Source organism: Ruegeria sediminis (assembly GCF_005938215.1).
In the GTDB taxonomy this organism is placed as follows: domain Bacteria; phylum Pseudomonadota; class Alphaproteobacteria; order Rhodobacterales; family Rhodobacteraceae; genus Ruegeria; species Ruegeria sediminis.
Window position 1 is genome coordinate 35,184 of record NZ_VCPD01000002.1, and the last position, 25,031, is coordinate 60,214.

At 62.1% G+C, this 25,031-nt stretch carries 21 protein-coding genes; 16 read left to right on the forward strand and 5 right to left on the reverse strand.

Annotation, left to right across the window (positions count from 1 at the left end; all coding sequences use genetic code 11):
- Positions 1–3 precede the first annotated feature (3 nt).
- A complete protein-coding gene (locus FGK63_RS04800) occupies positions 4–1,149 on the forward strand; it encodes an HlyD family secretion protein (protein ID WP_138840490.1) in 1,146 nt (381 codons plus the stop codon).
- A gap of 23 nt (positions 1,150–1,172) precedes the next feature.
- Positions 1,173–2,591: an efflux transporter outer membrane subunit gene (locus tag FGK63_RS04805; protein WP_138840491.1), complete on the forward strand. Its 1,419-nt coding sequence runs from the start codon at positions 1,173–1,175 to the stop codon at positions 2,589–2,591.
- A 33-nt stretch (positions 2,592–2,624) separates the two neighbouring features.
- On the opposite strand, the gene FGK63_RS04810 is transcribed toward FGK63_RS04805, so the two are convergent.
- Positions 2,625–3,680, reverse strand: a complete 1,056-nt coding sequence (locus FGK63_RS04810; RefSeq protein WP_138840492.1) for a LacI family DNA-binding transcriptional regulator — start codon at positions 3,678–3,680, stop codon at positions 2,625–2,627.
- Between the two features lie 154 nt (positions 3,681–3,834).
- On the opposite strand from FGK63_RS04810, the gene FGK63_RS04815 reads away from it, so the two are divergent.
- The 8 genes from FGK63_RS04815 (at position 3,835) to FGK63_RS04850 (ending at position 13,095) form a co-directional block, all read left to right on the forward strand.
- Positions 3,835–4,854: a TRAP transporter substrate-binding protein gene (locus tag FGK63_RS04815; protein ID WP_138840493.1), complete on the forward strand. Its 1,020-nt coding sequence runs from the start codon at positions 3,835–3,837 to the stop codon at positions 4,852–4,854.
- Between the two features lie 64 nt (positions 4,855–4,918).
- Entirely contained in the window at positions 4,919–5,473 is a 555-nt protein-coding gene (locus FGK63_RS04820) for a TRAP transporter small permease subunit (protein ID WP_138840494.1), read from the forward strand.
- Positions 5,473–6,789, forward strand: coding sequence for a TRAP transporter large permease (locus tag FGK63_RS04825; protein WP_138840495.1), 1,317 nt, complete (start codon positions 5,473–5,475; stop codon positions 6,787–6,789). The genes FGK63_RS04820 and FGK63_RS04825 overlap by 1 nt, the downstream gene beginning before the upstream one ends.
- A 10-nt stretch (positions 6,790–6,799) precedes the next feature.
- Positions 6,800–7,996 (forward strand): mandelate racemase/muconate lactonizing enzyme family protein, encoded by a 1,197-nt coding sequence (locus FGK63_RS04830; RefSeq protein ID WP_138840496.1) that lies wholly within the window; start codon positions 6,800–6,802, stop codon positions 7,994–7,996.
- A 14-nt stretch (positions 7,997–8,010) separates the two neighbouring features.
- Positions 8,011–9,804 carry an IlvD/Edd family dehydratase gene (locus tag FGK63_RS04835; protein ID WP_138840497.1) on the forward strand — a complete coding sequence of 598 codons (1,794 nt, stop codon included), beginning with the start codon at positions 8,011–8,013 and terminating at the stop codon, positions 9,802–9,804.
- A gap of 38 nt (positions 9,805–9,842) precedes the next feature.
- The gene (locus FGK63_RS04840; RefSeq protein ID WP_138840498.1) at positions 9,843–10,754 is read left to right on the forward strand and encodes a sugar kinase; all 912 of its coding nucleotides are present in this window, start codon (positions 9,843–9,845) and stop codon (positions 10,752–10,754) included.
- A 147-nt stretch (positions 10,755–10,901) separates the two neighbouring features.
- Positions 10,902–11,408 (forward strand): universal stress protein, encoded by a 507-nt coding sequence (locus tag FGK63_RS04845; protein ID WP_342777306.1) that lies wholly within the window; start codon positions 10,902–10,904, stop codon positions 11,406–11,408.
- A gap of 40 nt (positions 11,409–11,448) precedes the next feature.
- Positions 11,449–13,095, forward strand: a complete 1,647-nt coding sequence (locus tag FGK63_RS04850) for a BCCT family transporter (protein ID WP_138840499.1) — start codon at positions 11,449–11,451, stop codon at positions 13,093–13,095.
- A 90-nt stretch (positions 13,096–13,185) separates the two neighbouring features.
- On the opposite strand, the gene FGK63_RS04855 is transcribed toward FGK63_RS04850, so the two are convergent.
- The 3 genes from FGK63_RS04855 to FGK63_RS04865 all read right to left on the reverse strand — a co-directional run bounded on the left by FGK63_RS04855 (position 13,186) and on the right by FGK63_RS04865 (position 16,350).
- On the reverse strand, positions 13,186–14,442 hold the full coding sequence (locus FGK63_RS04855; protein WP_138841185.1) for an ABC transporter permease subunit: 1,257 nt from the start codon (positions 14,440–14,442) through the stop codon (positions 13,186–13,188).
- A gap of 5 nt (positions 14,443–14,447) precedes the next feature.
- A complete protein-coding gene (locus FGK63_RS04860; RefSeq protein ID WP_138840500.1) occupies positions 14,448–15,266 on the reverse strand; it encodes an ABC transporter ATP-binding protein in 819 nt (272 codons plus the stop codon).
- A 73-nt stretch (positions 15,267–15,339) separates the two neighbouring features.
- The gene (locus tag FGK63_RS04865; protein ID WP_138840501.1) at positions 15,340–16,350 is read right to left on the reverse strand and encodes a taurine ABC transporter substrate-binding protein; all 1,011 of its coding nucleotides are present in this window, start codon (positions 16,348–16,350) and stop codon (positions 15,340–15,342) included.
- A gap of 190 nt (positions 16,351–16,540) precedes the next feature.
- Between FGK63_RS04865 and FGK63_RS04870 the strand changes: the two genes are divergently transcribed.
- The 5 genes from FGK63_RS04870 (at position 16,541) to hisD (ending at position 23,247) form a co-directional block, all read left to right on the forward strand.
- Positions 16,541–17,521, forward strand: coding sequence for a LysR family transcriptional regulator (locus FGK63_RS04870; RefSeq protein ID WP_138840502.1), 981 nt, complete (start codon positions 16,541–16,543; stop codon positions 17,519–17,521).
- 152 nt (positions 17,522–17,673) lie between these two features.
- Positions 17,674–20,109 (forward strand): GcvT family protein, encoded by a 2,436-nt coding sequence (locus FGK63_RS04875; protein ID WP_138840503.1) that lies wholly within the window; start codon positions 17,674–17,676, stop codon positions 20,107–20,109.
- Positions 20,110–20,155: 46 nt separating this feature from the next.
- Positions 20,156–21,169 carry a D-cysteate sulfo-lyase gene (cuyA, locus tag FGK63_RS04880; RefSeq protein ID WP_138840504.1) on the forward strand — a complete coding sequence of 338 codons (1,014 nt, stop codon included), beginning with the start codon at positions 20,156–20,158 and terminating at the stop codon, positions 21,167–21,169.
- Between the two features lie 3 nt (positions 21,170–21,172).
- Positions 21,173–21,952, forward strand: a complete 780-nt coding sequence (cuyB, locus tag FGK63_RS04885; protein WP_138840505.1) for a cysteate racemase — start codon at positions 21,173–21,175, stop codon at positions 21,950–21,952.
- Positions 21,949–23,247, forward strand: coding sequence for a histidinol dehydrogenase (gene hisD / locus FGK63_RS04890; RefSeq protein WP_138840506.1), 1,299 nt, complete (start codon positions 21,949–21,951; stop codon positions 23,245–23,247). Before cuyB ends, hisD begins: the two co-directional genes overlap by 4 nt.
- A gap of 64 nt (positions 23,248–23,311) precedes the next feature.
- Here hisD and FGK63_RS04895 read toward each other — a convergent pair whose 3' ends face one another.
- A complete protein-coding gene (locus tag FGK63_RS04895) occupies positions 23,312–23,761 on the reverse strand; it encodes an Lrp/AsnC family transcriptional regulator (RefSeq protein ID WP_138841186.1) in 450 nt (149 codons plus the stop codon).
- A gap of 123 nt (positions 23,762–23,884) precedes the next feature.
- Between FGK63_RS04895 and FGK63_RS04900 the strand changes: the two genes are divergently transcribed.
- Positions 23,885–25,030, forward strand: coding sequence for an amidohydrolase (locus FGK63_RS04900; protein ID WP_138840507.1), 1,146 nt, complete (start codon positions 23,885–23,887; stop codon positions 25,028–25,030).
- Position 25,031 lies beyond the last annotated feature (1 nt).

The window sequence follows — 25,031 nt, forward strand, 5'->3', positions numbered from 1 at the left end:
CAGATGGCCGGTGTCGTCGCGATCACCCTTGTCTACCTGGGGTTCGTCTGGATCGTGTTCTTCAAGTTGAGATGGCTGCGGTTCACCCCGACATGGGGTTTGATCTCGGTCTTCTTCCTGCTGCACCTGCTGATCGTGCCTCTGGTCGGGATGAGAATGCAATCGCCCTTCACAAGCGATGTCCGCGTCGTGCGGCATACCGTTCAACTGGTGCCACGACTGCCTGAACAGACGCTGGTCACCGACGTTCGCGTCAAGGAGAACATGCCGGTCAAGAAGGGCGACGTTCTTTTCGTGTTCGACAAGAGTATCTTCCAGGCGCAGGTCCGCTCTGCCCAGGCGGCTGTCGTTGCCGCGCAGCAGAACGCGAAGATCCTGGAGGCCGACATTGCAATCGCCAAGGACTCGGTCGCCCGCGCGCAGTCCGATCTGGATTTTGCAACCGTACAGCAGGATCGATTTGCAACGCTTGCCGATCAAAGGGCCGGCTCGCAGGAATCCGCGGATCGCTGGACGACACGTGTACTTTCGGCACAGGCGTCATTGGCCAAGGCGCAAGAGGAACAGAAACGCGCCGAGCTTGCTTATGCGTCGCAGATCGACGGCATCAATACCTCGGTCATCCAGGCCGAGGCCCAGTTGGAGCAGGCGCAATATTACCTGGACAACACAGAACTCAAGGCGCCGCAGGATGGGGTGATTGTCAACCTACAGGTGCAAGAGGGTATGGTCGCCGGGACCTTTCGCGTCGGGGCGATCGCGTCTCTGATCGTCGATGAAAACCCTTATCTGCTGGCTGCATACCGGCAGGAAAACCTGATGAACGTCCGCGAAGGCCAACCGGTCGTCATTTCGCTGAACAACTATCCGGGCAAGCATTTCACAGGCAGGGTGGCCGAGATCTGGTGGGCAAGCCGCCGGGGTCAGTACCTTCCTTCCGGCGACCTGCCGGTATTCCCGGACATTCCGCTGCACACCGAGGTTCGCCTGCCCGTCAAGATCGTTATGGACGACCCCGACGTTCGACTTCCGATCGGTGGAGGCGGAGCCACTCTGATACTCACCAGCGACAGCCCGTTCACCTGGCTGGGGCAAATCTCGCTCCGGACATATGCCTGGAGCCGCTGGATCTATCCGCTGCCAATTTGAAGAAATATTGAGGGGCAAAAAAAATGACAGGCGCAGTATCGCCGCTCAAAATCATCGCGGTGGGCGTAGGCTTGCTGGCTGTCGCCGGGTGTGAAACTCCGGTGCCGCCGTCAGATGGCGTTATCCTCGAGGACGCGTTGCCGGAGGGAACCGTGATCCCGGCGGCATGGTCTACATCCGGAGCACCAAGCTCGGCCGTCAAGGGCGATTGGGTTGCGTCCTTCCGAGATCCGAACCTCACGAACCTGGTTAATGAGGCGCTGCGCAACAACCGCGATATGGCCGCCGCGGTGGCGCGGGTGGAGGCGGCAATGCAGACGGTGGTGATTGCCGGTTCGCCTTTGCTGCCCCAGATCGGGCTCGAAGCCGGCGCGCAAGCCTCGCGCCTGACGGACAGGGACGGTCGGCTTGACCTGAATCGCACCAGCCAGGTGCTCGGCGGCGCGCTCGCTGCGTCCTGGGAAATCGACGTATGGGGGCGGCTGCGCAGCGACAAGGCGGCCAGCGCGGCCCTTGCCGGCAGCATCGCCGACGACGCCCGTTTCCTGCAGCAGTCCATTGCGGCGACAGTCGCAAGGAGCTGGGTCGCGAATATCGAGATCGCACAATTGGCGGCGGTCAGCCGCGAGGCGACGGAAGTCTACGAGAACCTGCTGATCATCTCGGACGAAAGGGCGGCCGCAGGCGCCGTCTCGGATTTCGACGTCGTTCAGGCCAGGGCGCGCGTTGCCGCCGCAAAGGCGGCCACCAGCCAGATCACCACCGATCAGAACACGGCCATCGGCAGCCTCGAGGTACTGCTTGGACGATACCCCGGTCTCAGGCTCAAGCCGGCGGCAAGCTTTCCTCGGATGCCCGGATCGCTGCCAGCCTCGGGGTTGCCGCTGTCTCTGCTTGACCGCCGTCCCGACGTTTCGGCGGCCCGGAACAAGGTCAAGGCGGCGTTTTACAACGTCAAGGTGGCGGAACTGACCAGGTTGCCCGGCATCTCGCTGAATGCGGCGGGCGGGGCGCTGCTGGAACCGAATCTCTCGTTGCTGGGGACCAATCCCGATTTCCTGCGGATTGGCGTGAACCTACTTCAACCGATTTTCGCCGGTGGCGCGATAGACGCCGACGTCGCGAGAATGACATCCAGACAGGCTGCCGCCGTGGCGGAATACGGCCAGACGGTCCTTGAAGCTTTCAAGGAGGTGGAAACTGCGCTGGCCAACGAAAAGGCACTTCGCGCCGAACTGGCAAATTGGCAGGAGTCCCTAAAAGATTCCGACGAAGCACTGGAACTTGCAAACGACCGCTATGTCCAAGGGACGATCGACATGACCGGGCTTCTTGTCCTGCAGCAGTTCCAGCTTGAGCGCCAGGTCAACGTCATCCAGGCCCAAGCGGCGCTGCTCAACAACCGGATTCTGCTTTACATGGCATTGGGCGAGCCGATTTAGAGCGGAACAGACGGGTTGTATCCATCATCTTGGTTAACCGCCTTTAGCCGAACGCGCCGCGGAAACACCTTGATCAACCGCGCTCGTGCTGGCGCGCCGGATGACGTCGAAGCCGATATCGACGATGGGTTCGCCAACTTTCTTTCCTTCCAATCGGTCCAGAAGCATTCCGATGGCGCGGCGGCCCATCTCGTAACGGTCGATCCTGACGGTGCTGATGGCTGGGACGGCAGCGGCGGCCATTTCGAGGTCGTTGAATCCTATGATTCCCATCTGCTCCGGCACCGCTATCCCGCGCGCCTGGCATTCGAACAAGGCCCCCAGCGCCAGGTCGTCGTTGCCGCAGGCCACCGCGTCGATGTCCGTCGCCGTGTCCAAAAGCTGCGAGAACAGGGCACGGCCGCGGGCGACGCCTGACGGTTCGGGTGTCAAAAGCTCGATCGGCTTGGCGCCGGGCAAGGCCGCCAACGCCTCGCGATAGCCGTCCCGCCGCCGCATCATGCGAGGGTCTTTCCGGGCCCCCAGAAAGGCGATCCGGCGGTAACCGCAGTCGATCAGGTGCGTGACTGCGGCGCGTGCGGCGTCCTTGTGCGAACAGCCGATCCCCATGTCGATTGCCGGCCCGTGTTCCATGATCTGGACAATCGGAAACTCAGCGTCCGCAAGGAAGCTTCGCGTCGTTTCAGACTGATCCAGACCGGCCAGCAGCATCGCCGCGGGACGCTGCCAGGCAAAGAGCGCGACGAGCCTGTCCTCCTCCTGCTCGGAATAGCGAGTGTTACCGATCTGGATATGGAAGCGTGTCGGGGCGACCTTGTCGTAGATGCCGCGAATGACATCGGCATAAACGCTGTTGGTCAGGCTTGGCAAAAGAACTGCGATCACGTTGCTCTGGCCCGAAGCGAGGATCTGCGCCTGCACGTTCGGCACGTAGTTCAACTCTCGAATCGCTTCCTCGATTCGGTTGCGCAACTCCTCGGATACCTGGTTCGGGTCACGGATCGCCCGGGACACCGTGATGGCCCCGACACCCGCGAGCCGTGCTACGTCGGCGATAGTCGGACGACCGCTTGCCCTTCGTGTTTTCATGTTTTTCCTCTTTGCGCCGCCGAACTGCCCTTGTTCCGCCAATTCCCGCCCGGTGGGCCGATTGACAGGTTGGTAGCGTTGTCATATACGATGGTAACGTTACCATGATTTCAGGATCGGTCAATGCGCCGATCAAAAATGGAGGAGAATCCACATGAAATGGTTGAAAGCTGGCTTGGCCGCCGGGGCGCTGACGGCTGTCTTGTCCCCGGGCGCTACGGCGCAGGAATTCAGCTTCAAATTCCAGTCGAGCGATCCCGCCGGGAACCCGAACTTCGAGCTTCAGCAGGGCTGGACCGAGGCGGTTGCAGAAAAGTCCGGTGGCCGAATCGCCATCGAACTTCTGCCGGTCGAATCGATCGTCGCCCACAACGAGACTCAGGACGCGATCGCGGCAGGCATCCTCGACGGGCACATCACCGACACCTCGTACTTCTCGGGCAAGGACCCGGCGTTCGGCCTGATCGCAAACCCGGTCGGCGCATGGTCGGACCCGCAGGAAATGTTCGACTTCATGACCACCGGCGGCGGCAAGGAACTGATGAACGAACTGGTCGAACCCTACGGCCTGCATTTCATCGGCGCTACGACGCCCGGGCTCGAAGCCTTCCTGTCGAAAGTGCCGCTTGAAGGCGTTGACGACCTTCAGGGCTTGAAGATGCGCGCGCCCGAAGGGCTGGTGCAGCAGGTCTTCGCTGCGGCCGGCGCCGCCCCCGTGAACCTGCCGGGTTCCGAGGTGTTCACCTCGCTCGACAAGGGCGTGATCGACGCAGCCGACTACACCGTGTTCTCGACCAACCACCAGCAGGGCATGCATGACGTGGCGCCGCATCCGGTCTATCCGGGCTTCCACTCGATGCCGCTGGTCGAAATCTCGATGAACAAGGGCAAGTGGGACGCGCTGCCTGACGACCTCAAGGCGGTAATGGAAGAAACGGTCGCCGAGTTCGCGCAGACGCAGGTCGCGGCCTTGGCGGAACGCGACATGAAAGCCGTCGAAGAAGCCCAGGCAAGCGGTACGATCACCGTCCACGACTGGCCCGCGGAGGAACGCGCCAAGTTCCGGGAAATCGCGACCGGTGAATGGGCGAAGGTGGCCGAACGTTCGGACAACGCGCAAAAGGTCTATGACGCGCTGACCACCTACCTCAAGGAAAACGGCCTGATGAACTGAGGCGTGGCCTCGTGACCGGGGCGGCGCGCCGCCCCGGCGAAACCACCTATTCCAAGGACACGACATGGACGGTGCAGATAATCACGTATCGCCCGAGGCGCCGGACGCGGGGCCGATCCCCGAAGCCGGTTTGCTGGGCCGCGTCATAGACCGGCTGGGCATTGTTTTGGCCATCGGCATCGTCGCGGCGATGCTCATCCTCATTCAGGAAGTGGTGCTGCGCTACGTATTCAACGCGCCCACCATCTGGGCGCATGAAACGACCGTGTTCCTTTGCGCCATCGCCTTCATCTATGGCGGGCTCTACTGCGCCTCGCACGACAAGCATATTCGCGTCGTGCTGATCTACGATTGGCTGCCCGATCGCGTCCGGCGGGTCTTTGACATCGTGATCTCGCTGATCTGCGCGGCGTCGTCGGCGATGTTCGCCTGGGCGGCCTGGCTGATGGTCGAGCGTGCGGTGTTCCGCCCCGATGGCAGTGTCCGCCTGGAACGTTCAGGCAGCGCGTGGGACCCGGTTTATCCCGCGCTTCTCAAACTCTTTCTTCTGGCCGTGTTGACCGTCATGGCGGTTCAGTTCCTGATCCTCGCCTGGGGCTACGCGAAAGGGCGCAAGTGATGGAACTTTTCGGTTCGCTTCAGGGTCTCGGGATCGAGGCCGGTACTTTCGTGATGTTCGTCCTGCTGCTGCTGTTGCTGCTGACGGGTATTCCGCTGGCATTCGTGACGCTGCTTGTCGCGCTCATCTTCGCGCTCGGCTGGTTTGGTCCGATGTCGGTGCCGCTTATCACCAGTCGCGTCTATTCCTTTGTTTCATCCTTCGTCTTCGTTTCGGTGCCGATGTTCGTGCTGATGGCGGCGATCCTGGACCGTTCGGGCATCGCCCGCGACCTGTTCGACGCCATGCGGTTGATGGGCGGCAGGCTGAGAGGCGGCGTGGCGATCCAGACGATCGCCGTGGCGGTGATCCTTGCTGCGATGTCGGGCATCATCGGCGGTGAGGTGGTGCTGCTGGGCCTCGTGGCGTTGCCACAGATGCTGCGCCTGGGCTACGACCGGAAACTGGCCATCGGCGTCGTCTGTGCGGGCGGCGCGCTGGGTACCATGGTGCCGCCCTCGATCGTTCTGATCATCTACGGGCTGACGGCCAACGTGTCGGTCGGTGACCTGTTCACTTCGGCCTTCGTACCCGGCCTCATGCTGGCGGGATTCTACGTCACCTATGTGCTGGTGCGTGCCTATCTCAATCCCTCGCTCGCGCCTGTGGTCGAAGGCCCGCCAACCCCGACGGCGGAAAAGCTGCGCCTGCTCAAGGGCCTGTTCCTGCCGATCTGCGTGGTGATCTTGGTGCTGGGCTCGATCTATGGCGGCATTGCCAGTGTGACCGAGGCTTCGGCCGTCGGCGTGCTTGGCGTGACCTTGTCGACCATGATCCGCGGAGAGTTCACGATCGAACTGATGAAGGGCGCGGCGCTGCAGACGCTCCGGACCGTCGGCATGATCGTCTGGATCGGGATAGGGGCCTCGGCGCTGGTCGGCGTCTTCAACCTGATGGGGGGGATCAAGTTCGTGTCCGACCTTATCACCGGTATCTCGGACAACCCCACGATCATCCTGATCTTCATGATGCTGATCCTGTTCGTGCTGGGCATGTTCCTGGACTGGGTCGGGATCGCGCTGCTGACCATGCCGATCTTCGTGCCTATCATCGTCAAGCTTGGCTATGACCCGGTCTGGTTCGGCGTTCTTTTCGCCATGAACATGCAGGTCTCGTTCCTGTCGCCGCCTTTCGGTCCTGCGGCCTTTTACCTGAAAAGCGTCGCGCCTCCCGATATCAGCCTGGGTGAGATCTTCCGCTCGCTGCTGCCGTTCATCTGCCTGCAGATTCTTGCGGTGGCGGTTCTGATCGCCTTCCCGGGCATCACCGGACGCTGAGGAACAAGCAATGCGGATCGAACGGATCGAAACGCTGCGGCTGAAGGAATTCCCCAACCTCGTCTGGGTCGAGGTCGTCGCCGATGACGGCACGCGCGGCTTGGGCGAGACGTTCTTCGGCGCCAGCGCGGTCGAGGCCTATGTCCACGACTGGTGCGCGCCAAGACTGTTGGGCCGCGATCCACTGGCGATCCCGGCGAGGCGAACAGAACTGAAGGACTACATCGGCTGGCGCGGGGCAGGGGTTGAGACACGGGCGCTTTCGGCCATCGACATCGCGCTGTGGGACCTGTTCGCCAAGACAAACGAACGGCCCGTTGCGGACATGCTGGGAGGGCGCGCGCGCGATGCGGTGCGCACCTACAACACCTGCGCCGGCTACCGCTATGTGCGCAGCGCCGTGGGCCAGCGCGTGTCGAATTGGCAGGCGGGCGAAACCGAGGGACCATACGAAGATCTGGACGCCTTCCTGTACAGGGCGGACGAACTTGCCCAATCGCTGCTGGATCAGGGCATCACGGCGATGAAGATCTGGCCTTTCGACCCGGCGGCGGAACGCAGCGGCGGCTGGGACATCACGGCGGAAGAGCTGAAGACTGCGCTGGAGCCCTTCGAGAAGATCCGCAACTCGGTGGGCGACCAGATGGACATCATGGTCGAGTTCCACTCGCTTTGGTCGCCGCCGATGGCGCGGCGCCTGGCCCATGAGTTGCGCGACTACGGCACCTATTGGCACGAGGATCCGTTCCGGCTGGAAAACCTGTCGGACCTAAAGGAATACGCCCGACATACCGAGGCGATGATCTGCTGCTCGGAAACGCTGCCTTCGATCCACGCGTTCCGCGAATATTTCGAAACCGGGGTGGCCGGGGTTGCGATGCTTGACCTGTCGTGGTGCGGCGGTCTGAGCGAGGCGCGCAAGATCGCGGGTATGGCCGAAGCTTACGGAGTGCCGGTCGCGCCGCATGACTGTACGGGGCCGGTGGTTTTCGCTGCGTCCTGCCAGTTCTCGCTCCATGCGCCCAACACGCTCATCCAGGAATCCGTGCGCGCCTTCTACACCGGCTGGTATCGCGAACTCGTCAGCGGGCTGCCCGTCGTCAAGGACGGCATGATTACCGTTCCCGACTTGCCGGGCCACGGAGTATCTCTCTTGCCCGGCCTGCATGAGCGTCCCGACGCGATACGCCGGGTCACGAAAGAATAGGACGGAGGTTCGAGATGACCGAAAACCGCGACCGCAAACTGCGCTCCCGCGCCTGGTTCGACAATCCGGACGATCCGGCGATGACCGCGCTCTATCTTGAGCGGTACCTGAACTACGGCCTGACGCGCGAAGAGCTGCAATCGGGCAAACCGATCATCGGCATCGCCCAGACCGGGAGCGACCTGTCACCGTGCAATCGTCCGCTGGTCGAACTTGCCAAGCGGACGCGCGAGGGCATCCGCGAGGCTGGTGGCATCGCCATTGAATTCCCGGTTCACCCGATTCAGGAGACGGGCAAGCGCCCAACCGCTGCTTTGGATCGCAACCTCGCCTATCTCGGGCTGGTGGAGGTTCTCTACGGCTATCCGATCGACGGCGTGGTGCTGACAACCGGTTGCGACAAGACCACCCCGGCCTGTCTTATGGCCGCCGCTACAGTGGACATTCCCGCCATCGTCCTGACCGGCGGCCCGATGCTGAACGGTTGGCACAAGGGTGAACGCGCGGGGTCAGGCACGATCATCTGGAAGGCCCGCGAGATGCTGGCGGCGGGCGAGATCGACTATGAAGGGTTCATGGAGATGGCTGCGGCTTCGGCCCCCTCGGCCGGGTTCTGCAACACTATGGGAACGGCCACGACGATGAACTCGCTGGCCGAGGCGCTTGGCATGTCCCTGCCGGGTTGCGCCGCGATCCCTGCACCATACCGCGAACGCGCCCAGATCGCCTATGAAACCGGAAAACGCATCGTGGACATGGTCCGCGAGGATCTGAAACCCTCGGACATCCTGACCCGCGATGCGTTCGAGAACGCGGTCGTCGTAAGCTCCGCCATCGGCGGGTCCACGAACGCGCCCATCCATATCGCGGCGATCGCCCGCCATATCGGCGTCGATTTCGACCTCACGGAATGGGAGCGGATCGGCGGCGACGTCCCGCTGATCGTCAACCTGCAACCCGCCGGCGACTACCTGGCCGAGGATTATCACCGCGCGGGCGGGGTTCCGGCTGTCGTCGGTACGCTGATCCAGGAAGGGCTGATACGCGAAGGCGCATTGACCGTGACCGGCCGCACCATCGGCGAGAATTGCCGGGGCGTTCTGCCAACCGATATGGACGTGATCCGACCCTTTGCCGAGCCTTTGAAACCGGCGGCCGGATTCCGCGTCGTCACCGGCAACCTCTTCGATGCGGCGGTGATGAAAACCTCGACCATCTCCCCGGATTTCCGGCGGCGCTATCTGTCCGACCCCGACGATCCGATGGCTTTCGAGGGCCGCGCGGTGGTGTTCGACGGGCCCGAGGACTATCACGACCGTATTGACGACCCTGGCCTGAAAATCGACGCCGATTGCATCCTCTTCATGCGCGGCACCGGGCCGATCGGCTATCCGGGCGCCGCCGAGGTGGTGAACATGCGCGCGCCCGATTACCTGTTGAAGCAGGGGGTTCAGGAACTGCCCTGCATCGGAGACGGGCGACAGTCGGGAACGTCGGGATCACCTTCGATCCTCAATGCCTCGCCCGAGGCGGCGGCGGGCGGCGGGCTTGCTGTGCTCAGAACCGGCGACCGGGTGCGCGTCGATCTCGCCAAGGGCCGGGTCGATGTGATCCTGCCCGAAGCGGAATGGAATGGGCGCCGCGCGGAACTGCAGGCCGCGGGCGGCTATGCTTACCCCGAGTCGCAGACACCCTGGCAAGAACTGCAGCGCAGCTGCGTCGATCAGCTGGCCCAGGGGATGGTTCTGAAACCGGCGGTCAGATTCCAGCGTATCGCGGCCAAGGGGCTGCCGCGCAACAATCACTGAGGCGGGAAAACCTCGCAACTCGAATACGAGGAAACGGAATGACGGCTGACATCCTCTGCCTTGGCGAACCGCTCGTCGAATTCAACGAGGCCGAACCGGGTCTTTGGTGCGAGGGCTTTGGCGGCGACGTGTCGAACGTCGCCGTTGCGGCACGTCGGCAGGGCGCGTCCAGCGCGATCGTGACACGGCTCGGCAACGACGGATTCGGCGATGCGCTGATGGAGTTGTGGCGTCGCGAAGATGTCGACGCCTCGTTGGTCGAGCGTGATCCGGTGGCGCAGACCGGCCTGTATTTTGTCCGACATGGACCCGAAGGCCACAGCTTTGAATACCGTCGCGCCGGTTCCGCCGCTGCGCGCATGACGCCCGCGCAGTTGCCGCTCGACGCGATCCGGAACGCCCGCATCCTGCATCTGTCCGGCATCACCCAGGCGATAAGCGCTGATGCCCGCGCGACCGGATTTGCCGCCATCGACGCGGCGCGCGAAGCCGGAGTCCGCGTCTCGTACGACCCCAATCTCAGGCTGTCGCTCTGGCCGCTCGAGGAAGCGCGTGAAACCATCCACCGGGCGATGGAGCGGGTGGACATCGCGCTGCCGGGGCTCGAGGACGCGCGGCTTCTGACCGGACTCGACGATCCGAAAGAAATCGTGGAATTCTACCGTGGCCTCGGCGCAAGCACGGTTGCCCTGACGCTCGGCGCCGACGGGGCCCTCGTCGCGCATGGGGACCACATCGAAACGATTCCGTCACGTCCCGCGCGCCTTGTAGACGCAACAGGTGCGGGCGACTGTTTCGATGGGGCGTTCCTTGCACGGTTGCTTCAGACCGAAGATCCGTGGGAGGCCGCGCGATACGCGGTCGTCGCCGCAGCCCTTTCGGTCGAATCACGCGGCGCCGTTGCGCCCATTCCGACCTCGGATCGGGTGCTGGCCGCGCTTTCGAATTAGCCGCCCGGCAAGGATCATTTTGCGCTGATTTCCAGAGGCGGCGTCCTGGTGGAAACCGGTGCAAACTGAACTGACCGCAACCTTCGATTGCAAAAACAGCCATTTAGTGCCTACACTGGCCCGTATTGGAAGCCCGGGGTTCGTCTCTTGGCGACTCCGGCTTCGGCAATTGAGATCACGGTTGGTTCGCTGCTCGTTCCAAATCCGCGAGCGGCGACGAAGAAGGAGGACCAAGTGTTCAAACGTATTATGGCGCCTGTTGACCTTGCTCATCTGGACAAGCTCGAACGAGCGTTGAATGTGGTTGCCGACGAAGCGAAGCGGCACGGCGCGAGCGTTGCCTATGTTTCTGTCACGGCAGCCACGCCGGGGCCGCTGGGACACAATCCCGAAGAGTTTCGCGCCAGGTTGGAAGAATTCGCGGCGGAACAGGCGCGGAAACACGACATCAAGGCCGACGCGCATATGATCGTCAGCCACGATCCGACCACTGATATCGACGATGCGCTCATGCAGGCGGTGTCGGACACGAAAGCCGATCTTGTGGTCATGGCATCCCACAAACCCGGCTTGGCGGAGTATTTCTGGCCCTCGAATGGTGGCAAGATTTCCGCGCACTCATCCGCATCTGTCTTTGTCGTACGCGACAACTAAGGACGCTATCGTTCAGGTCTGAATTCGAAAGGAGGCTAGCATGTCCGACGAATCTGCAAATCAGGGCATCCCGGATCCCGAAGGTCACTCCGAGGTCATCGAGACGGACTATGAAATCGGTCAGGACAACGTCGAAGGTACGTTTGGGCCATTCGGCTTTGATGTCCACAACCCCGTCTTCCTCATCTCGGGTCTGACCATTGTCGCGTTCGTTTTCTATGCGCTGGCGCTGCCGGAACAGGCCGGCGCCTTCTTTGGGTGGTTGCGCCCGGCCTTGACCTCGACCTTCGACTGGTTCTTCCTGCTTGCGGCCAATTTCTTTGTGCTCTTTTGCCTTTTCCTGATCGTCAGCCCCTGGGGCAGCATCAAGATCGGCGGCGCTGAGGCCGTGCCGGACTACGGTTATCCCGGCTGGTTCGCGATGTTGTTCGCGGCGGGCATGGGGATCGGCCTGATGTTCTTCGGCGTGCTCGAGCCGGTCTATCACATGGCGATTTCCGAGCCTCTGGGCGTTCCTTCCCCGATTGCCGAAGACGGTTCCATCATCGAGGCGAATGTCGACGCCGCGCGCCGGGCCGGACTGGCCGCGACGATTTACCATTGGGGACTGCACCCATGGGCGATCTACGCGGTCGTGGCCCTTGCCCTTGCGCTGTTCACCTACAACAAGGGTTTGCCGCTGACGATCCGGTCGGCCTTTTACCCGATCCTGGGCGAGCGCGTGTGGGGTTGGTGGGGTCATGTCATCGACATACTTGCGGTTTTCGCCACGCTGTTCGGGCTCGCAACTTCGCTCGGGTTCGGTGCGCAGCAGGCGAATGCGGGCCTCGAGCATGTATTCGGGATCCCCAACAACGTCACCGTCCAGATCGTTCTGATCACGGTCATTACCGCGGTTGCCTTGGGGTCGGTTCTGCGCGGTCTGGATGGAGGTGTCAAACTCCTCTCCGAAATCAACATGATCGTCGCGGCGCTGCTTTTGTTCTTTGTGTTCTTCGCGGCAGGGCCGGGCGGGATTATGTCCTACTTCGTCGAAGGGCTGAGCACCTATGCGAGGGACATCTTCTCGCTGTCCAACCCGATCGCCCGCGAAGATCTGGGCTACATGCAGGGATGGACCGCGTTCTACTGGGCTTGGTGGATATCCTGGTCACCGTTCGTCGGAATGTTCATTGCGCGTGTCAGCCGCGGCAGATCGGTACGGGAGTTCGTCGTCTGTGTCCTGATCATCCCATCGCTCGTCTGTGTGCTGTGGATGGCCGTGTTTGGCGGCGCCGCGATCGAGCAGGTGCTTTCGGACCCGGCCGCCAGCGCGGTCAAGGCGCAGGTGATCGACAGCTACAACCCGCCGATGTCCCTGTTCGCTATGCTCGAAGGACTGCCGCTTGCCTCGATAACCTCGGTGATCGCAATCGTGCTCGTGATCGTATTCTTCGTAACCTCATCCGACTCCGGATCGCTGGTCATCGACACGATCACAGCGGGCGGCAAGATCGACGCGCCGGTTCCGCAGCGTGTTTTCTGGTGCACCTTCGAAGGCGCCGTCGCCATTGTCCTTCTGATCGGTGGCGGACTTGGCGCCCTGCAGGCCATGGTCATCTCGACCGGCTTGCCTTTCACGATCGTGTTGCTGCTTCTGTGCTGGGCGATCGTCAAGGGTTTGATGGCTGAGAAGAACCCCGGCTGACGGGCAGGGACAAATCATGAAAGCAGAGCAGGGCGCCGCAAAGGCGCCCTGTCTCGTTTCGTCACCGCAGGAACGTCCGTCGAGCCGCGGTCAGCTCCGGCCTTTCCACGGTACCAGCCAGGCTTCGGCCTTGCGCATCAGGATGTCGATGCCGTAGCCGATGATGCCGATCAGGATGATCCCCATGATCACGATGTCGGTCAGCTGGAACTTGGACGCCGCGATGATCATCATGCCCGCGCCCTTTTGCGCGGCCACGAGTTCGGCGGCGACAACGGTGCCCCAGCACACGCCCATTGCGACGCGCGCGCCGGTGAAGATCTCGGGCAGCGAGTTCGGCACGATCACGTAGCGCATGATCTGCCAGCGCGATGCGCCCAGCGAATAGGCGGCGTGGATCTTGGTGATGTTGACCCCGGAAACGCCCGCGCGGGCTGCGATCGTCATGATCCAGAGCGCGGCGAGGAACAGCAGGATGATCTTGCCGGTTTCCCAGATCCCGAACCAGATGATGACCAGCGGAATGAGCGCCAGCGGAGGCACCGGGCGCATGAACTCGACGATCGGGTCGAACCAGCCCCTGAACCAACCCGAAAGCCCCATGGCATAGCCAAGCGGGATGCCGATCAGCGACCCGGCCACGAAACCGGCCAGCACGCGCAGCAGCGAGAACCCCAGATGCTCCAACAGCGTGAAGTTCTGGTAGCCGTCGCTGGCGATTTCCCAGAACCGGTTCCAGACCGCTTCAGGCGCCGGAAGCCAGATCGGCTCCATCTGCAGGCCCTTGTTGGGTGTGAAATTGAGGGATCCCTTGGCCGTCAGGTTGACCTCACCGTCGGCAACGCGAACCGTATCGCCCGGCATGACCGGTTGGCCGTCGATTGCGACGATCTTCAGATCCTCGCCTTCGTCGTTTTGCAACACTCGGATCAGACCGCTGCGCCACGCTGCCATCGTGTCGGCGTCATCCTTGGCAAATCCGTTGTTCGTACCGGATTCCGGCGCGTCCGGCTTTTCATCGATGGAATGAACGCGCACGGTCACCGTGGCATCCGCCTTGTCGCCATTCGCGTCTTCGGCGGTGTAGGTAAAGCTGGTGTCGCCGATGAACGGCCCCGGCATGTGGAACGGCGTGATCTTGGAGCCGGTGAAGGCACCCCAGATAAGGAATATCGTCACCACCGAGACGACCGAGGCGATCCGGTTTGGGGTGACGGCGCTTTCGTCGCCGAAGGTCACCGTCTTGAGCGAGGTGAAATCGGCGTGCTGCATCATCCTGTCCACTACGAAATGGACAATCATGAAGGCGGCAACGAAAATCGCGACGTAGAGGAGCAACAGAATGATGCCGGTCATGCCGCGCCCTCCACACGTCCCATGATCTCTTCTTCCATTTCCCAGATCATCGACAGGATTTCCTCGCGCGTTTCCGCATAGCCTTCGGATTTCTTGACGGCCCGCAGATCGCCGCCGACGCCGCGTTCGGCAAAGGGCAGGCGGTATTCCTTGTGGATGCGCCCGGGGCGGGGCGCCATCACGATCAGACGCTCGCCAAGCAACAGCGCCTCTTCCACGGAATGAGTGATCAGGATGATGGTCTTGCCCGTCTCTTTCCAGAGGTCCAGCACCAGCCCCTGCATCTTTTCGCGTGTCAGCGCGTCCAGAGCGCCCAAGGGCTCGTCCATCAGGATCACGTCGGGGTCGTTGGCGAGGCAGCGCGCCAGCGCGACACGCTGCTGCATGCCGCCTGACAATTCATAGATTGCCTTGTCCTTGAAATCCCGCAGCCCGACGACGTCGAGCAGGTGATTCACGTGTTGGCCGTAGTCGGCCTCGCTCTGCCCCTTCATGCGCGGGCCGAAACTGACATTGTCTCGCACGTTCATCCATTCGAACAGCGCGCCCTGTTGGAACACCATGCCGCGTTCGGCATCAGGGCCGGTCACCCGGTGGCCGTTCAGCAGAACCTTGCCCTCGGTCGGTGCAAGAAAGCCGGCAACGATGTTCAGAAGCGTGGTCTTGCCGCAACCCGACGGACCAAGAACGCTCAACAGTTCGCCCTGATCCAGATGCAGGGAGACGTTTTTGAGGGCTTGGACGTGAACACCGTTCGGCAGTTCGAACCGCATGGAGATATTGTCGATAGTCAGGCCGGTTTGATCCTGCCCCATTTTTGACTCCCTTGTTGGATCATCCGGGCAGGAATTCCCGCCCGGATTCATGACTTGCCGTTTGCAGCTGCGACTACATGTTTGAGGCGGCGGTCAAGGGGCCGGTATTGACCGCATCTTCATAGCTTTCGCGTGCGGCGGAAATGGAGCCTGCTTCCACAAAGACGTTCGCGACGCCCTGCATGAATTTCTGCGCGTTGCCGCCCAGCCATTTTTCCGAAAGCTGGTCTCCGACGCCCGGGAAGACAAAAGTGGCCATGGTTTCCGCGGTGGCGTCTTCATCCATGCCGGCATCCTTGGCGATGACCGGGATCATGGCTTCGGCGTCACCACCGCCGGCATTCCAGGTCGAATTCGCATCCGCCGTCACCTTGAGGAACTTGGCAAGCAGATCGCCATGCTCCGCGACGAAAGCAGCGGGCGCCGAGGTCACGTCGAAAACGAGAATCCCGAGTTCGGTCTTTTCGTCACCGGTCAGCAGCACGTTGCCATGCTCCAGCATCCGGCGCAGCGCGCCGCCCCAGCCGCAAACCATGTCGAGGTTGCCTTGGGCAAAGGCCGCCGCGCCATCCGGCGGCGCCATGTCGACGATTTCCATGGTCGAGATATCGACGCCGAAATGTTCCATCTGCTTGAGGAAGCCGTAATGGGCCGCTGTCCCGATCGGAACGCCGACCTTCTTGCCCTCCAGTTCCTTGGCGCTGTCCTTGTCGATTTCCAGGGCTTCGGCCACGACGCAGTTGTCGTTGTCGGCATAGGAAACGGCGACATCCACGACCTGCAAATCCTGTCCGGCCGAGGTCGCGACGACGAAGGGCGGTACGCCCTGGCTGACCGAAATCTGCACGTCGCCCGAGGCCATCGCAGCACTCATCGCGGTACCGGTTTCGAACGAACGCCAGTTGATCTTGACGCCCATTTCCTCTTCGTAGATGCCCTGCACCTTGGCGTATTGGAATGGCATCGGCCATTCCAGGAAATAGGCAACGGTGATTTCGTCCAAGGCCGCCGCTTGCGATGCGGTCAATGCGGAAATGCTTGTCGCTGCCGCCGCCAGAACGGTCTTGAAGGTCCTTGATTTCATGATTTTTCTCCCTGTTGATTGATTTTGCCTGAGCTTTGCGCTTTCTTTCGGCACTTCGATGTCATTGGACATCACCATCTCACACGATTTTTTTCGAAAAGTTCAAGAATTTTGTGATTTCGAAAATCTTGCATTGTTGTTTCTAATTTTTCAATCCTAGGCTTATGGCCACGTGCGGATTGGAGAGGCGATGAAACGAACAAATCTGAGCTTGCGCTGGCTGGAGGTCTTTCAGCTTGTCGCCAAATCCGGGTCCGTCCGCAAGGTTGCCTCGGATACCGGGCTGTCCGTCAGCACGGTGTCTCATCACCTGCGCAGCCTCGAGGAAAACCTGGGCGTCAGCCTTCTGGACCATTCCCGCCGCCCGATGGTCGTGACGCCGGCAGGGGCGATCTTTCTGCGCTATGTCACCGAAGGGCTGCATCTGATCCGGCGCGGGGAAACCGAACTGACCTCGGGCAATTTGGAAGAGGTGCGCGAATTGCGCCTCGGCATCGTCGATGACTTCGACAGCGAGGTCGCGCCGGAACTGGCGCAGTTCCTGGCTCAGGCGATGCCGAAATGCACGTTCAAGCATCACACCCGCCCCAGTCATGAAATCATCCAGTTGCTGCTTGAGCACAAGCTGGATGTCGGCGTGGCGACGCGTCCGGTGAACGATGTGCCGGAGTTGCAAGAATACCCGCTGCTTCGCGATCCCCTGGTGCTGGCGGTCCCGGCCTCCAGCACAGTGACGCCCGAGGACTTTCTGGCCGGTGGGTCGGGTCTGCCGTTCCTGCGCTATTCCCGCAACCAGATCATCGGCAACCTGATCGAGGCGCATCTGCGGCGGATCAAGGCTGTCCTGCCCAACAGGTTCGAGTTGGAAAGCAACCAGTCCATATTCGGCATGATCGCCGAAGGCAGCGGCTGGGCGGTCACCACTCCGGGCAGCTATGTCCGGGCCAAGCGGTTTCACGACCGCGTGGCTTTACGGCAGTTCCCGGGCAAGGGTTTTGTCCGCACCCTGTCCCTGTTCACGACCGAGGTCTATCCGCAGAGCATGGCCGAAATCATCGCGGGCACCATGCGCCGCCTGATCACCCGCCACTTTGTGGAGCCGGTGACGCGTGAATTCGCGTGGTTGTCCACCGATTTCCGCCCTTTGTCGAAAGCGGAACAAAAGGACTAGCCGTCGATACCAACCGACCAGCGACAAAGCTTCGCGCAGCATATTTGCGAGTTCGTCACAAATTGGTTCCGAATTATTCGTAACAACGAGACGCCATTTGACCGACGCTCCGGAAAGGCGCTGAGTGCGCGTGACCCTGAGGGAGGCGGGATTTGAAATCGCGAACCAGAGTTGTTGTGATCGGCGGCGGCATTGCCGGCTGTTCGACCTTGTATCACCTGACGCAGGAGGGGTGGTCGGATGTGGTTCTGGTCGAGCGCAACGAGTTGACCAGCGGCACCACCTGGCACTCGGCGGCGCAGGTTACCAACTTCGGCATGAACCAGACGATGGTGGGGCTCAAGACCCACTCGATCAGGCTCTACAAGGAACTGGCTGGGGATCCCGACTATCCGATCAACTATCATCATGCGGACGGCGGTATCCGGCTGGCCAATACCGAGGCGCAGATGCAGGGCTACCGCCATTTCGCCTCGATGGCCCGCGGCATGGACGTGCATTTCGAGGTCATCGATGCCGAGGAATGCGCCCGCCGCCACCCGCTGATTTCGACCGAGAACCTGATCGGAGGCCTGTGGGATCCGCTGGACGGCGACATTGATCCTGCGCAGCTGTGCCAGGCCCTGGCGCGCCGCGCCCGCAAGGCCGGGGCCGAAATCTATCGCAATACGCCCGTGATCGGCCTGACCCAGCACAAGGACGACACTTGGACCGTGCACACCGAAAAGGGCGACATCGACTGTGACATCGTGGTCAACGCCTGCGGATACCGTGTCAACGAGGTGGGCGCGATGATGGGGGTTCACCACCCGGTCGCCTCGATGGAGCACCAGTATTTCCTGACCGAGGAAATCGCGGCGATCAAGGAAGCCGGGCACCGGATGCCGCTGATCCGCTGTCCGATCTCGGACTACTATTGCCGGCAGGAAAAGAACGGTCTTCTGGTCGGGTTCTACGAAAAAGGCTGCAAGACCTGGGGCATGGACGGCATCGACCCGAATTTCGTCAACGCGCTGTGCCCGGACGATCTGGAGCGCGTCACCGACGTTCTGGAAGGGGCCTTCGCGCGGATGCCGGCGCTAATGGAGGTGGGGATTCACACCGTCGTCAACGGGCCGATCACCTACACCATCGACGGGGCGCCGCTGGTCGGCCAAATTCCCGGCAAGCGCAACGCCTTCTGCATCATCGGCCTGCGCGCGGGCCTCGGGGAAGGCGGCGGGCATGGCTGGCTGCTGGCACAGCAGATTGTGCATGGCGAGGCGTGCTTTGACACCTGGTGCCTCGACCCGCGCCGCTTTGCCGGCCACGCCAATGTCGAATTGACTGCCCTGAAAGCTATTGAGGATTACCAGAACGAATTCCGCTTCCATTTCCCGCACGAGCACCGCCCGGCTGGCCGTCCGGCCAAGACCACGCCGTTGACCCCAATCCTTGCGGCGGAAGGCGCCGAGTTCACCGTGGTCAACGGCTGGGAGCGCGTCGATTACATCAAGCCCTCGGCCGACTTCCATCCGACCCTCGGCTTCCACTTCGACGAGGTCTTCGACGTGGTCGCAGCCGAGGTGAGGAACCTGCAGGAAAACGTGGGCCTGTGCGAGGTCAACGGCTTCAACCGGTTCGAGATCGCTGGCACCGATGCGCATGATTTTCTCGACCGCTTGTTCTGCGGCACCGTCACCCGCAAGCCTGGCCGGGTCGGGCTAGGCTACCTTCTGAACCATCACGGCATGGTCAAGGCCGAGGCCACGGTCGCCAACCTGCCCGCATCCGACCGCGGCCCGGCGCGGATCTGGTACGGCTCGGCGGCGGCGTCCGAGTATCACGACATGGACTGGCTGATGCAGCATCTGCGCGACGGCGAGGACGTGCGGATCCGCTCGCTGACCAACGACCAGACCATCCTGGTTCTTGCCGGACCCAAGGCGCGCGAGGTGTTGTCGGCCTGTTCGCGCGGTGACTGGTCGAAGGAAGCCTTCCCGTGGTTGAGCGTGCGCGAATGCTTCGTCGGCTTCGCTCCGGCCACCGTGATGGGGGTGAGTTTTTCGGGCGAACTGGCCTACGAGATCCACGTGCCCAACGCCTCGCTCTACGCGGCCTACCTGGCCTTGCGCAAGGCGGGCGAGCCACACGGGTTGAAACTCTTCGGCGCCCGCGCCGTAGAATCTATGCGGCTGGAAAAGGGGTTCCTCCACTGGAAGGCTGACCTGATCACCGAGTTCGACCCGTATGAGACCGGTCTCGAGCGGTTCGTGAAACTGGACAAGGGCTCGTTCATCGGGCGGGATGCTCTGAACGAGAGACGTAGGAAAGGTCCCAGCCGAAAACTCTCCACTCTCGTCGTAGATTGCACCCACGCCCCGGCCCATCGCGGAGCTTCGGTCATGCAGGGGGCAAGCGTCGTGGGTACCGTGACTTCGGGCGATTGGGGGCACCGGGTCGGCCGGAACCTCGCCTATGCCTACCTGAAGCCCGAACTGGCCGAAGTTGGAACCGAAATGACAATCGACGTGCTGGGCGAGCTGATCCAAGCTCACGTGATCCCGCACAGCCCTTATGATCCGGATCTGACAAGGGTCCGAAGCTGACGAAATCCACGGCCCACATCGGGTCAAGCAAACTGGAAACAAGAAGATGCACCTTTCCCGCTTTCCCCGCCTGCACCTCGCCCACCTGCCCACGCCGCTGGAGCACATGCCCCGTCTGTCGAAGGAGTTGGGAACAGATATCTGGATCAAGCGTGACGACTGCACCGGCATGAGCACGGGCGGCAACAAAACCCGCAAGCTCGAATTCCTGATGGCCGAGGCCGAAGCGCAGGGGGCCGACGTGGTGATGACCCAAGGCGCGACCCAGTCGAACCACGCCCGCCAGACCGCCGCCTTTGCGGCAAAGCTGGGAATGGATTGCCATATCCTGCTGGAGGACAGGACCGGCTACAACAACGCCAACTACAACACCAACGGCAACGTGCTTCTCGACCATTTGCACGGCGCGACGACCGAGAAGTTTCCCGGCGGCCACGACATGGTTGCGGAAATGGAGCGGGCGGCCGAAATGCTGCGGGCCGAAGGGCGCAAGGTCTACGTAATCCCCGGAGGCGGCTCCAATCCGACTGGTGCGCTTGGCTACGTGAATTGCGCGATGGAACTGCTGGGCCAGGTGAACGACCGGGGGCTGAAGGTTGACCGCATCGTTCATGCGACGGGCTCGTCGGGAACGCAGGCGGGGCTGGTGACGGGCCTTTGCGCCATGAACGCCAATATCCCGCTTCTTGGGATCGGCACCCGGGCGCCGCAGCCCAAGCAGGAGCAGATGGTTTATGATCTGGCGGTAAAAACCGCAGAGAAACTTGGATGCCCTGGCGTGGTCCGGCGCGAGGACGTGGCCGCCAATACCGATTACGTGGGCGAAGGCTATGGCCTGCCCACCGAAGCGGGGATCGAGGCCATTCGCATTTTCGCCGAACTCGAGGGCATCCTGCTCGATCCGGTCTATTCGGCCAAGGGGGCATCGGGGTTGATCGATCTCGCTCGCAAAGGCGAATTCAAGGACCAACGCGTCGTGTTTCTGCACACCGGCGGCGCAGTCGGGCTGTTCGGCTACGACTTTGCCTTCGATCACGCCGATCGCTGGGTGAACGTCTGAGTCATGGCGTCCGAACCTGCCCATCACGGACCTTCGAAACAGGCGGCGGCTGCGGAATTGGCTGTGCGGCCACTGCGGCGCATCGGCATTCTGGGCGGGATGGGGCCCGAAGCCACGATCCTGTTGCAGCGCAAGCTGATCGTGGCGGTCGATGCCGCCGACGATGCCGATCACATCCCGCTGATCATCGACATGAACACTCAGGTGCCTTCGCGGATCGCGCATCTGATCACCGGCGACGGTGCGGATCCCGGCCCGACGCTTGCCGACATGGCGCGGAGGCTGGAAAACGCGGGTGCCGAGGCGCTCGCGATGCCTTGCAACACGGCTCATCACTACGCGGCGGCCATCGCGGATGCGGTGTCCATCCCGTTTCTCGACATGGTCGAACTGTCCGCAGATCTGGCAGCGCGTACCTTGGGCGCTGGAGGATCCGTGGGAATGCTGGCTTCGCCCGCAGTCCGAAAGGTCGGACTGTTCGAGAAGGCGCTTGAACGGCGGGGGCTAAGCACGTTGTGGCCCGCGAACGATCACGCCCTGCTGGAGGCCATTCGCACGATCAAGGCCAAGGGCACCCACCCGGATGCGAAGGCGGCACTTCGCCACGCGTCGGACGAACTGGCATCAGGAGGGGCATCGTTCCAACTGATCGCCTGTTCCGAGTTCTCGCTTATCGCTGACTGTGTTTGCCCCAACGCCCGAGCGACGGACACTCTGGACGTACTCGTTGCCGCGATCAGGGATTTTTCCTTCTCCGCCAACTGCAAGGAAACTGAAGAATGACCGTGACCTATCTCAAAAGGGCGGAGCCGAGGCCCGAAGCCGAAAGCGCCGATCTGCGCGACGCGGTTGCCATCATGCTGGCGAAGATCGAGCAGGAGGGCGCGGAGGCGGCACGGCGCTATTGTCAGCAGTTCGACAAATGGGACGGAGAAATCGTATTGCCCGACGCCGCGCGGGCCCAGGCCGTGGCGCGGGTTCCGCAAGACCTCAAGGATACGATACGGTTCGCGCACGACAATATCCGCCGCTTTGCCGAGGCGCAGAAGGCCACGTTGACGGATTGCGCAGTGGAATTGCTGCCCGGCCATTGGGCCGGGCAAAGGCAGATACCTGTATCCGCCGCCGGCTGCTACGTCCCGGGTGGGCGCTACAGCCACGTCGCAAGCGCGCTGATGACAATCACTACGGCCAAGGTCGCGGGCGTCGGTCACATTACCGCAGCGTCCCCTCCACGACCCGGCTCGGGAATGCCGGATGCCATTGTCTATGCGATGGACCTGAGCGGCGCAGACACGATCCTGAACCTCGGCGGAGTGCAAGCGATCGCCAGCATGGCATTCGGACTGTTTGAAACCGTTCCCGCCGACATTCTGGTCGGTCCGGGCAACAGTTTCGTGGCCGAGGCCAAACGACAACTCTTCGGCCGCGTCGGCATCGACATGTTCGCGGGGCCGACGGATTCACTGGTCATCGCGGACGGCACGGCCGATCCCGAGATTGTCGCCTGGGACCTGGTGGGGCAGGCTGAACACGGACAGGACAGCCCGGTGTGGCTTGTGACCTCCGACAGGGCGCTGGCCGAAACGGTGATGACGCGCGCGCCGCAACTGATCGAGACCTTGCCCCAGGCAAATGCAATGGCCGCGAAAGTCTCGTGGGCGGAAAGGGCCGAGGTCATTCTTTGTGATACGCGCGAGGAAATGGCTCAGGTCTCAGACCGGTATGCGCCCGAGCATTTGCACGTTCAGGCCGCCGATCTGGATTGGTGGCTGGAACGACTTTCGGTCTATGGCTCGCTATTTCTGGGCGAGGAAACGACGGTCCCGTTCGGCGACAAAACGTCGGGGCCGAACCACGTTCTGCCGACCAGCGGCGCGGCGAGGTACACGGGTGGACTGTCGGTCCAGAAATTCACCAAGACAGTCACCTGGCAGCGCACGGACAAGACGGCCATGCGCGAACTGGCCAAGGCGACGTCGAAAATCAGCCGGCTTGAGGGCATGTCCGGCCACGCCCGCTCGGCGGAAGTCAGGCTGGAAAAGCACTTCGGTCATTGCGATAGCACCGCCGACTGAGCGGGCAAAGCTTCCGATCGGCGTCATCGGGGCGGGATCGACGGCTGCCCATCCGACAACCCCCTCACAAAACATCCAACGAAGTCTTCACGCGATCCATCACCACAGCCGTTTTGAAACGGCTGATGTTGGATTCGTCGAAGAAATGCGCCTGGGTGAATTCCTCGTATTCCTTGATGTCCCGCACCGTGAGGATCAGAACGAAATCCGATTCACCGGTTGTGTAGTAGCACTGCTGCACACAAGGGGCGTTGCGCATTTTGCGCTTGAAAGCATCCAGATGCGCGCGGCTTTCGCGCTCGAGTATGACCTCGACGATGATCGTCAGTTCGCGGCCAAGCTTGCCGGGTGAAAGGACAGCAATCTCGCGTTCGATGACTCCTGAATCACGCAGCTTTTTCAAACGCTTTTGCACGGCGGGCGGGGACAGCCCCACATCCTGACTGATCGCGTCGGCAGTAAGGCGTGCATCGCGCTGAACCAGTCGGAGAATTTCGAGATCCTTGTCGTCCATATTACGAAAATCGTAAAAATGGACCTGTTCGGCAATGGATTTCATACCGGGTCTGGTGAAAATTTATGCAAGAACCTTGGCGGCCCGGCGTAGAGTGACCCTCGACCTGTCGAGAGAGGCGAGATGGACGGATTGCGTGATCGGCTGACCGAGATGCGGAGGGATTTCCACCGCCATCCCGAACTCGGCTTTCAGGAAGGCTGGACCAAGGCACAAGTCGCCCGGCACCTGCGCGCTTTAGGTGTCGAAGTGCACGAAGGTGTTGGGGTCGTGGGGATCCTGCGGGCAGGTCAAGGCAATCGCGCTATAGGTCTTCGTGCCGACATGGACGCCTTGCCGATCCTCGAGACTTCGACCCATGGCTATGCCTCCGAAAACCCGGGCGTCATGCATGCCTGCGGCCATGACGGGCACATGACGATGTTGCTGGGCGCGGCCGAGCGGCTGGCCGCAGAAGGGGGATACGACGGCACTGTCGTTTTTCTGTTTCAACCCAACGAAGAACACGGCCTGGGCGCGCAGGCGATGATCGGCGAGGGCGTGTTGGACCGGTTTCCGGTGGACGAGATCTATGCCATTCACAACCTGCCCGACGCCCCGTTGGGTCAGGTCTCAAGCCGCACGGGCGTGATCTGCAGCAGCGAAACTCTTTTCGAAATCACGATCCGCGGGCAGGGCGGTCATGCCGCGATGCCGCAAGCCGGTGTCGATGCAATCACCGTAGGCGCGGAACTGGTGCTGGCTCTGCAGACCATCGTTGCGCGGAAACTGGCGCCGGCGGCAGGGGCGGTGGTGTCGGTGACCGAGTTTCTGACGGACGGCCAGCGCAACGTCCTGCCGGGACGCGCCGTTCTCAAGGGAGACATTCGGACCATGCGCCCCGAGGACCGAACCGCAATCGAGAGGCTCGTTCGCCAGATTGCTGCGGGGGTCGCTGCGGCCCATGGGATCCAGGTCGAGACGGCATTCAACACCGAATTCGTCGAGACCAACAACGCCGAAACGCCTACCGAAGCGGTCTATCGCGCCGCCGAGGCTGTGGGTTGCGACGTTGTCCGCAACCGCCCTCCGATGAGCTTTTCCGAAGATTTCGCCCATTTCGCGGCCGCCGTCCCGGGCTGTTTCCTGCTGCTCGGAAACGGCGAAGACGGCCCCAATGGCCAGCCGCTTCATGCGGCAGACTATGATTTCAACGACGCTTTGCTGCCGATCGGCGCAGAGTTCTGGGTGCAACTGGTCCGAGACCGGTTGCCGCCACGAAAGGACTGAC